The sequence below is a fragment of the Bacillus sp. 103mf genome (assembly GCF_900116295.1).
Classification (GTDB): domain Bacteria; phylum Bacillota; class Bacilli; order Bacillales; family Bacillaceae_G; genus Bacillus_A; species Bacillus_A bruguierae.
This window is the reverse complement of the sequence record NZ_FPAF01000033.1, coordinates 1-10,431: the sequence shown is the minus strand read 5'-3', so window position 1 is coordinate 10,431 and position 10,431 is coordinate 1. Positions and strand designations below refer to the sequence as shown.

Genomic DNA, 10,431 nt, shown 5'->3' with positions numbered 1-10,431 from the left:
ACCATTATGCGGTGGGTACATCAATATGGTCCTGAGTTAGATAAACGAATTCGGCGCTATCTTAAACAAACGAATGACTCCTGGAGAGTCGATGAAACATATATCAAAGTAAAAGGTCAATGGATGTATCTATATCGTGCAGTGGATTCCAAAGGAAATACGATTGATTTTTATCTCAGTGAAACAAGAGACACAAAGGCTGCAAAGCGCTTCTTCAAGAAAGCTTTGCGGTCTTTTCATGTTTCACAACCTCGTGTGATAACTATTGATAAGAATCCCGCCTATCCTGTAGCAATTGAAGAATTGAAGAATGAAAAAAAGATGCCTGCAGGCATCCAAATAAGGCAAGTGAAATATCTTAATAACATCGTGGAACAAGATCATCGTTTTATCAAGAAACGAGTTCGCTCTATGTTAGGACTGAAATCACTTCGTACAGCTAATTGCATTTTAAGTGGCGTCGAAGCTATACATATGATGAGAAAAGGGCAACTTCACCAAAGGGTGAAGTCTGCACGAAATGAAGCTGAATTCATTCATAAAATGTTTGGACTAGCTATTTAAGCTCTCCGTTAACAGAATATTGCCGTTCTATGTTTCTGGTAAAGTATTTTTGCACTAGAACCTTATTTGATTCTTATAGTTAATCCATCTATAGAGTACAACATCAATATCACCCCAACTATACATATTATCCAAGATAGTGCTGTATTTGTATTAGCTGATATTTTATTTCGAAGATTGACCAATCTTGAATTTATACGAATTCCACATAATTTATATCCTAATAAGATAAATAAAGCTGGTAATATCATAATAAAATTATATGCAGCTATAATTGAAAGCTTATTATAAAATGGTATATTAGTTGTCGATAACATACCAATAGCAGCAAGGTACGGTAAAGCTATACCTGCTTCAATAAAAAAAGTAACAATCCCAATAATTATTATTGAGAATATACCTTGAGTTTTAGGCTTTGGAATATTATTTTTTTTATTTATAGGGATAAAGTAGCTACCTACAAATAAAATTGCCCCTATAATAAAAAGAACCCTTCTATTTTGAAAAACGTTTGAGAATGCATCAGTAATATAATCTAAGCCTAAGATCATTATGATACCTAATGAAAAATACAATATCATAACTGTAATTAGATACGATGATAATCTTGTTATTAGATTTTCATTATCTGTTAAAATAAGATATAGTGTAACACCAATTATTGTGGGGCTTAATGTATCTAATAGAGCTAGGCCACCTAAATAAATTAATATATCTGTCCCCAAAAGAAAAAGTCCTCCTTAGTATAATTCCGTTTCAAATATAATAATGTTAATCAATTTCCTCACCATCATTAATTACTTTACCTTTCCATTAACTGTAATTCTTATTGCGAAACTGTACAATACAAGTTTCACCTATGTTCTCTTAATCTGCTCGCTAGATTAAGTACATTTTTTTCAATTTCTTCTCTATCTTAACATAAATATCCGTTTTCTATTTAGGAAAAATCCCATAAACGACTGTTTATGGGATTTGTTTGATTCTTTAACAAAAACGTGTAACTTTAGGAGATAATTTGCGTATTTTGCAAACGATAAATTGCAAATAAAAAAGAGAAGACTATAATATTACAGTAAGTAGTTCAGTTATTGTGGAGAAAACCTAAAATAACAAGCTAAATAACATTTGAATTCATAAGTTAAATCACACAGTAAATAGCACGCAAACAAGCTCAGAGCAATAAACTCTGAGCTTGTTTTTTAGGGGACTTCTTAATTACAGCACGCCGTTAGCATAATAAAATTAGTAAGAATTTTAGTCATTATATATCATATTTTTTAAGAAATCTATTTTTCTAATATCTTTCTTATTATTTTTATCTGCTCGATAACTATCCTTAGATGAAGACTCGTAAATACATAAAGGTTCTGTTGCAAAGTTTTTTAACACATAGAGACACGGGAAATTTGTGGTCAAATTTTATGAAACCATTAATAAATTTTGTAATTCGCTATACGCCGAAAAGACGGAGTCCGATTGAAGACTTCGTCTTTGTTTGTATATGGCATGAAGCGTTTCAATTCCTTTCAAGGTACGTGAAGCATGACGAAGACTTTGAAATCCTGCGGATTTGGCAAAACGTCGCTTTACATGTCTATGGTCTTGTTCTATGAGATTATTCAAATGCTTGCTTGTGCAATGGGTTGTATGTTTATAAAAGCCTTGTTCCCTTAATTTGTTAAACGCACAAAGTAATGCTGGAGCTTTGTCTGTTGTTAGAATCGTTGGTTCCCCAAACTTTTTCACTAATCTTTTCATAAAGCCATATGCGGCCTGATGATCTCGCTTTTTACGCAGTTGAATATCTAATGTGTAATCCTCTTTATCAATCGCACGATATAGGTAATGCCATTCCCCTTTGACTTTTACATAAGTCTCATCCAATTTCCAAGGCAATTGTACGTTTTTATTTTTCTTCTTCCAAATTTGGTAGATCAAGTTGCCATATTCATGAACCCACCGCATGATGGTTGTCGGATGAACCGAAACACCACGTTCCTTCAGGATTTCAGATACATCGCGATAGCTTAAAGAAAAACGACAATAGTAGCCGACGGCTACTAAAATAATGTCTTGTTTGAATTGTTTTCCTTTAAAATATCCCATCTGTCATTCTCCTCGTCTCATTTTTCTAGAATATAGCTTAGTTTAAAAATTTTTGCACCAGAACCTTCTAGAATATACATTTTGTATTTACTTCTAGAATATACATAATTAGGGAATGTTAAAGTGGGAGCTTAAATGGATAAGGGCAGTATTTTCGCCTTGCTCGGCTCCAATGGGGCGGGCAAGACAACGGTTGTCAAAGAAGATTGCTTACGGAATAATGGTGACTTTGAATTTGATGAAACTGAGAATAAACGTTCGATGAACATATGGCTCTATGCTAAGTGCAGGACATATCTCGATTCTGATCACCCGTGAGTCATCTTTTTGATTACCAATATTCAGTCTCTTTAATGCATCGAACACTTTCAAGCATTGATAACAAAAGAGAATTTGTAGAACAATAGGGCTGATAAAAAAGTAAAGAGAGGGAAACCAAATGAAAAAGATTACAACAGAAAATTTTAGTTCGTCAGAAGATATGAAGAAAAGGAGAGATCCATGATGGGACAAAACAACAGAGGTTTCTCCGAAACAGGGTTGCGCAAAATGCGCAACGTGCTAGCACGCCATGTCGATTCCGGGAAGATTCCTGGGCTTGTCGCCCTAGTCAGCTGGAACAATAATTTTCATTCTGTTCCTAAAAAATAAAAAGGGGTAAAAATTATGAACCTTCATTTTGAAGTAAAAGGTATTGGTAGACCAGTTATTTTTCTACATAGTGGAGCTATGGATTCTCGCGATTGGCAGTTTATTGCGCCACAGATAGCTGAGAAATCTTTTCAAGTAATTACACTTGATTTACGAGGTGCTGGAAAGTCTCCTGTTCCAACTGAGCCTATTGATTACGTAAAAGACCTAAGAAGCATTTATGATCAACTAGATATGAAAGATGCAGTATTAGTAGGGCATTCCCTAGGCGGGCAAATTGCTACTGACTTTACACTAGCTTATCCAAATAAAGTATCTAAACTTATATTGATTGCTCCAGGTCTCTCTGGCTATCAATTTTCTTCTGAGTATCGAGCACTGGAGAGAAGGGCTTCGAGCGCAATTCCAGATGTTGAAAAGATGATAGATATTACATTAAGTGAATCTTCTTGGAGAATTCCAAAAGGTCCAACGAATCAATTGCTACGTCAGATAATGAGGGATAATATTCTATTTACTTGGGGAACACACGAAGTAGTTTCCTATTCTGCTATAGAAAGATTACATGAGATAGATGTAAGTACATTGCTATTGATTGGGGATAATGAATTGGATGATCTGTTTCAAATTGCAGAACGATATAAAGCAGTCCCCGATATCCGTGTAGTTCATATAACCAATGCAAATCACATCATGACTTTAACACATCCAGAAGAAATTTCTAAGCATATAACCGACTTTTTGAATTAGTATCATTCCGTCGTCCTATCAGCATTTGGGTAGACGCAAAAACCCGTACTACCGGATTAGGGATTGAAGTGTATGCTAACAATCAGCGTTACGGAGAAACCGTCATTTGGGGAACGTTTGATGGCGGTTTAGATATCACTGTCAATCAGCATTTAGGATCGTATCAGAATTACTATTCTCTTAGATTCGTCAACCACGGCGGAGGAACTATTTACCTTAATGGTGGACAAGTTTATTACGAGTAACCCGTTTCTTCTAATCAAATCGTTATTTACTATAAAAATAGACTGGATTATACCCAGTCTATTTTTATGTTTTAGTTAATTAGTTGTTTATCTTGGTTATATACTTTAACTGTATAGGAATCGTCTTTAACCCAGTTTTTCAACTTCTTCGTACCTAGAAACTCCTTTATATCCTTTTCAACTTTATCTGCATACGCATGCGCGTCTACATCTGAACTGCTTATAGGTATATAAACCCCTAACGTAATAGGTTGATTCGGACTTATAGAAAGTTGTTGAAGTGTAAACTGCTTATACCCTTTCGACTTAAACAATTCATTCGATAGGCTACTTTGAATTTCATCCCACCTATGCTCTTGTTTTACTTGCGCCATGTTTTTCTGACTGATATGGATTGTACGAGGTTGTATACCTTGTTTTTCTAATTGTTTGTTAATTTGACTTCGTACCTTATTTGCATTTTCAACGTCCGCTATCACTAAGTCAACTGTCTTACCTTGGTCAACTATTTCAGCCCCAATAAAAGACTCTTTATTCACCACATGAAGAACTGTATCCATAACTTTTTCATCTTCACTACGGACATTTTCCTCGTCTGTATACTGACATGCACTTAATACGCTAACAGATATCAATAACCCACACATCCCTAGTTTTGTCCACACAGCCATCACCTTTCTTGACCTCTACACGGTTTATTTGGCTTTGATTAAGACTTCTTCGCTATATGTGAAATTCCTTCCTTTGCAATTTCACAACTACAGAAACAACTTTATTTTACCTCCGTCCTAATTTTAGGAAGGGGGTATGCATGTTTGAGGTTTTAAAATTTAATAACTTTATTGTCATTTTCACTTATGAAAGAATTCTTTATTGTCTTTTCATGAACTTAAAAATTAAACAATCTAATTCTTGGCTTAGTGTAAGTACTTTTTTATGATTGATACCATATTTGATAACAAGTTGAACTAATTCATTCTTTTTATTTTCTATCACACTATGAAGCTTTCTTAATTCCATCTAAAATCTCCTTTGTACCTATTTCATTAATCAGGGAAATATTCAAATAAAAAACAAGACTGATAATGACAGTCTTGTCTTAACAACACGTATACAAAAAAATAACACTATTAAAGAGAATACAATACAAATTCGATCTTTTAAAGGTAATAAACCTAAAAATTTGAATAAATTTCATTTTCTACTATTTGGGGTCACTATATCATTATGGGAAAATTGTACGCTAAGGACTACAAACCTTTATCATTACAACGTTCTTTAATGTTTAATACATGTTCAGAAAGATAAAAATCTAAGTTTAATTGAACATTGATTTGTTTAGACACTTTATGAACACGATTATAGTTAGAAAACGTTGATATGATAGCTTTATTGTTCTAATTCATTTTTGACTGGAAATTTCCTTAACGTACGAAATTCGCGTTTTGTTAGCTTGATAGCGATGTGACTGAACCCCTATATCAATCTCTTGAGAAACTTGGCAACAGAACCGGTCTAAGAATCAGATGTATCATTTTGTAACATGAACGGTCATAGAATAGTACGGTAAAGAGGAGTGTTCATGTCAGATCATTCAATAGTTATACTGATAAGGAGGAAACGAATGAAAAAACTCACTTTTAACGATTTGAACTCGCCGGAAACTATGCGTAATCCCATTATGTTCTATAAAAACCTTATCGAGCAACAAGAGCGTTTCTTTCGCATTGATGACTTTTATGGCATGGGAGGGGCATGGGTCGCATTGGACTATGATGATGTGGTTACCATTCTGAAAGATCCCCGTTTTATCAAAGATTTACGGAAATTTACACCGCCTCATGATAAGCAGAATCCCATTGAGGAGAATACAGCTGTGAGTAAACTGTTTGAATGGCTGATGAATATGCCGAATATGCTTACGGTAGATCCTCCTGATCATACTCGCCTACGTCGGCTAGTCTCTAAATCCTTTACACCACGTATGATCGAGGACCTTCGTCCTCGTATTCAGCAAATTGCCGACGAATTATTGGCTGCTGTACAGGAACAAGGAAAGATGGAAATTATTGCAGATTTTGCTTACCCACTACCCATTATTGTCATTTCAGAGATGCTCGGGATTCCCGCCACTGATCGAAACCAGTTTCGCGAATGGACACAAGAACTCATGAACGCCTCTGTGGATCCTAGTCAGGGGACTGCAGTTACAGCAACACTTGAAAAGTTTATTCATTACATCGAAGTATTGTTTAACGAAAAGCGTCTAAATCCTGAGGATGACTTGATAAGCGCGCTAGTTCAAGCAAAAGAGCAAGAAGACAAATTGAGTAAGAATGAGCTTCTTTCGACAATTTGGCTGCTCATTATCGCTGGACATGAGACGACAGTTAATCTAATCAGTAATGGCGTACTGGCGTTACTTCAACATCCCGAACAAATGAATTTACTAAGGCAAAATCCTTCCCTGCTTCCTTCCGCTGTTGACGAACTATTACGCTATGCTGGCCCAATTATGTTTAGTAGCCGTTTTGCTGGTGAAGATATGACAATACATGGAAAGAGGATTCGCAAAGGCGAATTAGTTCTACTCTCTCTGACTGCTGCAAATATTGATCCACAGAAATTTCCTTATCCCGAAGTATTGAATATTTCACGAGAGGAGAATAACCATTTAGCCTTTGGGGCTGGTATACATCACTGTTTGGGAGCTCCATTGGCGCGTCTAGAAGGACAAATTGCATTAGGCACTTTGTTACAGCGGCTTCCCAATCTTCGCCTAGCAATCGAACCAGATCAATTGATTTATAACCATAGTAAAATTCGTTCTCTTGCAAATCTACCAGTTGTTTTCTAACCTATGATTCGACATTAATACCGATAGTGGTCAAATTATCTATAGTTTTGGAATAAAGATGATTAAGAGCACCTTATAAAGGTTGATTTCAACTAAAAAGAAAAGAACTCATTTTGATCAAAGATGAACAGCTCCCTGTCAAGTAGACAGTGGAAATAATAAAAATACTTTAAGCGGCTTAAATTTTGTATTCCAATGGGCTTAGGCCGTTTAATCTTTCTTGGGAACGTTCGTTATTGTACAATTTTATAGTACCCCCAGAACGAAATTTTGTGCTAACTTGTAACAAAAAAAGCTCATTTTCTTGTTTGGGGTGTTATAAAATTCTTAAGTTGCATGGGCATGGGGTCACCTTACATCGCCAGCATTTCGGAGAATAGCCACGCTAAGGATTATTTACACAGTAACAAATTGCAAAAAAAAGAAGACGGTAAACCCGCCTCCTTTATCTATTACCATGGAAGATCAGCTACTTTGAAATAAAGTTCGATTAAAAATAGCACACAATTACTACTCAAATTGGTAAAGATTATAGAAAATAGTCTTACCTAAATCGAGTTAAATGCTAAGCATCAAAATTAGCATTTTGGGCAAGTCTCACGTACTGACCATTTCTTTCATCTCTAATGACAGCTCCTAACTGAGCTAAATCTTCTCGTAGATATTTAGCATCTGCCTTTTTCTTTTCTTTCAATGCACGGTCTCTAGCATAAAGTAATACATTTATTTTTTCGGAAAAGTCAGTATGTCCTAAAATCCATCGTTGATATTGGCTACTAAATGGATCCGTTTCATTCCATGGATATTGATATTTATTAAAAGCTTCCCGTACAGTATCCTTCTTCACTTCAATAACTTCTCTATATAATTCATTACTCTTTTGTCCAAGGATAATTAAATGCTTATTTTCTATATAGATTGCTAAAATGTCCTGTTTCTCAATGACATTTACTTTTTCTCCAATTTTTAGCTGTAAATTATTATAAGAAATTGCGACTTCGAGACTCTCATTTAAAATAATAAAGCCTAATAATAAACCTGCTATTGTTCCAATAACAGTGGCAAGACTTGAAACCCATAAGCTGTTAAAGAATGTAATGAGTAAAATTAACTTTTCCATTGGAACTACTGGAAGTTTTAGTATCCAGTTGGCAATGATGGGAAGAAACCAACCAATCAAACCGCCTAATATCATGGGCACTAAAACAATAATTGCTTTTTCGAACTTACTATGTCCAAGAAATGCTTCTCTCTCTATCATAATACCTATCCTCTCTATTAAATTAGTTATAAACAATATTTTGGAATTATATATCGACATATAAGTCGCAGATATACAGAATACAACATGGCCGCTACTGGCTTACTCTCTTTGTTTTAAACCCCATGTGTTAGGAAAAGGCCCTGACCGCTTCTGTGAACGGCCAGATGCTCTCGTCCTTCCCTAAAAAGAAAGGGGTTTTTATGTCATTTTATTAACTTATATATAAATGATTTTTTGCTTTCATTATTTAACCATTTTCAATATGCTTTTTATCAATTCTTCACTATAATTTTCTAAACTCATTTTACTTTGGGAAGATATCAAAGATTCCGCTATCGAACCTTGAATAATTGTTGCGGTCACTTGAATATTAAAATCTCCAAATTCTTTTGATTCCTGCCCCTGTAAGAGAATTTCTTGTAATAAACCCTTTATTAAATCTTCTTCATCGTCTTCTAGTAAATAATAAGGAATATGATCTGGCGTTCGTGCATTAAAAACTATTTCAATTAAAGCGATATTATTTGTTCGGTTTATAACCTGATAAGCTAAACTTGCTTCGATAAATGCTTTTAATTTTTCTGTAGATGCTTGTTTTTGACTAACTCTTGCATTAATAAATAACCATTCTTGTTCAACTAAATACATTAAAGTATTGTTCATCAAATCTTCTTTACCAGAAAAGTGATAAGAAATTAACCCTGTACTTATGTTTGCTTTTTTTGCTATTTTCGACAAACTTGTACTTACATACCCAACTTCTCTTAAAACTTCAACAGCGGCCTTAATTATTTGTTCTCTTCTTGCTTCTGTTATAAAAGATTGTCTGTCTTCCATAAGAATCACCACCTTATAAATTTTTGATCGTTTTTGATTGAATATTCATTTTTTTGATTGAACGTTCAATTAATTGGATTGTATATTTTTTCCTATTCTTGTCAAATCTAATTTTATAGATTATATCTTTAAAATCTCTACGACCTCTACAATGCGAATTCTATATACAGACATGAAATTAAATTTTAGAAACACGAATACAAGTTATGTCCTTAAATGTATACTTTTACAGATATATAGAAACCTATGAAAAACCACGTCCGCAAATCTTCATTTCTCACTTTACAGACATCTGTATATTCTATATACCTTTATAGATATGATTGTTATAATTATCAATGAGGTGTAGCATATGAAACATAAAAAATTTGGATATGTACGGGTTTCGAGTAGAGATCAAAACGAAGAACGGCAAATTCAGAATATGAAGGATTTAGGGATAGAAGATCGGGATATTTTCATTGATAAAGAATCTGGAAAAAATATGGAGCGAGAGAATTATCAAATGTTAAAACGTCTTGTTCGTACAGGAGATACCATCGTGTTTGATTCCTTGACAAGACTTGGAAGAAATATGAATGATACATTAGAAGAATTTAGATACTATGAAAAACATAAAGTAAATTTACAATTTATAAAAGAACCCTATATTAACGTCAATTACACTGGGGAAAGTACAAATGATGTTATTCAGAGCGCAATTCAAAAAGCAACTCTTACAATATTATCAGCATTTGCAGAAAAAGAGCGCACTGACATTAAACAACGTCAAGCTGAAGGGATTGCTCTTGCCAGGAAGCAAGGTAAACGTTTAGGACGTCCGCCTGTCGAAATAACAGAAGAATTTATGGATGCTTACAAGGAATGGAAATCTGGTTCAATTACAGCCGTAGGAGCCATGAAAAAGTATGGCATCAAACGTTCCTCATTTTATAATCAAGGTCTTTGATTTCTTCTTCTGGCACAGTAAAGTAGTCAGAAGACAATACAGCAATATCAGCAAACTGACCTACTGCAAGGGTTCCCTTTTTACCTTCATCACCAGAGAACCACGCACTCCCTTTGGAATATAGTTCTAGGGCTACTTTTCTGTCAAGTCTATTCTTTTCATCGTATATCGAAAGACCACCAATGGTTTTTCCGGCAACCATCCA

General features: G+C 34.5%; 11 protein-coding genes and 1 pseudogene. 5 read left to right on the top strand and 7 right to left on the bottom strand.

The features are described from left to right. A partial coding sequence (locus BM350_RS25520) for an IS6 family transposase (RefSeq protein WP_090948334.1) occupies window positions 1-564 on the top strand: 564 nt, incomplete at its 5' end. Between the two features lie 62 nt (window positions 565-626). Here the strand turns inward: BM350_RS25520 and BM350_RS25515 are convergent. Both BM350_RS25515 and BM350_RS25505 read right to left on the bottom strand, forming a co-directional pair. After that, window positions 627-1,289, bottom strand: a complete 663-nt coding sequence (locus BM350_RS25515) for a GAP family protein (RefSeq protein WP_090920373.1) — start codon at window positions 1,287-1,289, stop codon at window positions 627-629. 697 nt (window positions 1,290-1,986) lie between these two features. Next, window positions 1,987-2,673: an IS6 family transposase gene (locus tag BM350_RS25505; RefSeq protein WP_090920376.1), complete on the bottom strand. Its 687-nt coding sequence runs from the start codon at window positions 2,671-2,673 to the stop codon at window positions 1,987-1,989. Between the two features lie 501 nt (window positions 2,674-3,174). Between BM350_RS25505 and BM350_RS27180 the strand changes: the two genes are divergently transcribed. Then, the gene (locus tag BM350_RS27180; protein WP_170857779.1) at window positions 3,175-3,324 is read left to right on the top strand and encodes a DUF1016 N-terminal domain-containing protein; all 150 of its coding nucleotides are present in this window, start codon (window positions 3,175-3,177) and stop codon (window positions 3,322-3,324) included. A 15-nt stretch (window positions 3,325-3,339) separates the two neighbouring features. Next, window positions 3,340-4,074: an alpha/beta fold hydrolase gene (locus BM350_RS25495; RefSeq protein ID WP_090920381.1), complete on the top strand. Its 735-nt coding sequence runs from the start codon at window positions 3,340-3,342 to the stop codon at window positions 4,072-4,074. A 316-nt stretch (window positions 4,075-4,390) separates the two neighbouring features. Here the strand turns inward: BM350_RS25495 and BM350_RS25490 are convergent, their stop codons facing one another. Continuing rightward, window positions 4,391-4,990, bottom strand: a complete 600-nt coding sequence (locus BM350_RS25490; protein WP_244548083.1) for a DUF4030 domain-containing protein — start codon at window positions 4,988-4,990, stop codon at window positions 4,391-4,393. Between the two features lie 199 nt (window positions 4,991-5,189). Then, a complete protein-coding gene (locus tag BM350_RS25485; RefSeq protein WP_090920384.1) occupies window positions 5,190-5,339 on the bottom strand; it encodes an aspartyl-phosphate phosphatase Spo0E family protein in 150 nt (49 codons plus the stop codon). 604 nt (window positions 5,340-5,943) lie between these two features. On the opposite strand from BM350_RS25485, the gene BM350_RS25480 reads away from it, so the two are divergent. Then, on the top strand, window positions 5,944-7,176 hold the full coding sequence (locus tag BM350_RS25480; RefSeq protein ID WP_090920387.1) for a cytochrome P450 family protein: 1,233 nt from the start codon (window positions 5,944-5,946) through the stop codon (window positions 7,174-7,176). Window positions 7,177-7,741: 565 nt separating this feature from the next. Here the strand turns inward: BM350_RS25480 and BM350_RS25475 are convergent. Both BM350_RS25475 and BM350_RS25470 read right to left on the bottom strand, forming a co-directional pair. Beyond that, entirely contained in the window at window positions 7,742-8,437 is a 696-nt protein-coding gene (locus BM350_RS25475; protein WP_090920389.1) for a YqeB family protein, read from the bottom strand. 246 nt (window positions 8,438-8,683) lie between these two features. Next, window positions 8,684-9,277, bottom strand: a complete 594-nt coding sequence (locus BM350_RS25470) for a TetR/AcrR family transcriptional regulator (RefSeq protein ID WP_090920391.1) — start codon at window positions 9,275-9,277, stop codon at window positions 8,684-8,686. 352 nt (window positions 9,278-9,629) lie between these two features. Between BM350_RS25470 and BM350_RS25465 the strand changes: the two genes are divergently transcribed. Next, window positions 9,630-10,226, top strand: coding sequence for a recombinase family protein (locus BM350_RS25465; RefSeq protein WP_090920394.1), 597 nt, complete (start codon window positions 9,630-9,632; stop codon window positions 10,224-10,226). Here the strand turns inward: BM350_RS25465 and BM350_RS25460 are convergent. Further along, window positions 10,213-10,431 (bottom strand): annotated as a pseudogene (locus BM350_RS25460) (amidohydrolase family protein); the annotation flags it as partial. The gene BM350_RS25465 and the pseudogene BM350_RS25460 overlap by 14 nt on opposite strands.

Excerpts from the sequence above, each read along its gene's own strand:
- BM350_RS25475 (WP_090920389.1), bottom strand. The coding sequence starts at position 8,437 with ATGATAGAGAGAGAAGCATTTCTTGGACATAGTAAGTTCGAAAAAGCA.
- BM350_RS25480 (WP_090920387.1), top strand. The coding sequence starts at position 5,944 with ATGAAAAAACTCACTTTTAACGATTTGAACTCGCCGGAAACTATGCGT.
- BM350_RS25470 (WP_090920391.1), bottom strand. The coding sequence starts at position 9,277 with ATGGAAGACAGACAATCTTTTATAACAGAAGCAAGAAGAGAACAAATA.
- BM350_RS25495 (WP_090920381.1), top strand. The coding sequence starts at position 3,340 with ATGAACCTTCATTTTGAAGTAAAAGGTATTGGTAGACCAGTTATTTTT.
- BM350_RS27180 (WP_170857779.1), top strand. The coding sequence starts at position 3,175 with ATGATGGGACAAAACAACAGAGGTTTCTCCGAAACAGGGTTGCGCAAA.
- BM350_RS25485 (WP_090920384.1), bottom strand. The coding sequence starts at position 5,339 with ATGGAATTAAGAAAGCTTCATAGTGTGATAGAAAATAAAAAGAATGAA.
- BM350_RS25490 (WP_244548083.1), bottom strand. The coding sequence starts at position 4,990 with ATGGCTGTGTGGACAAAACTAGGGATGTGTGGGTTATTGATATCTGTT.
- BM350_RS25505 (WP_090920376.1), bottom strand. The coding sequence starts at position 2,673 with ATGGGATATTTTAAAGGAAAACAATTCAAACAAGACATTATTTTAGTA.
- BM350_RS25465 (WP_090920394.1), top strand. The coding sequence starts at position 9,630 with ATGAAACATAAAAAATTTGGATATGTACGGGTTTCGAGTAGAGATCAA.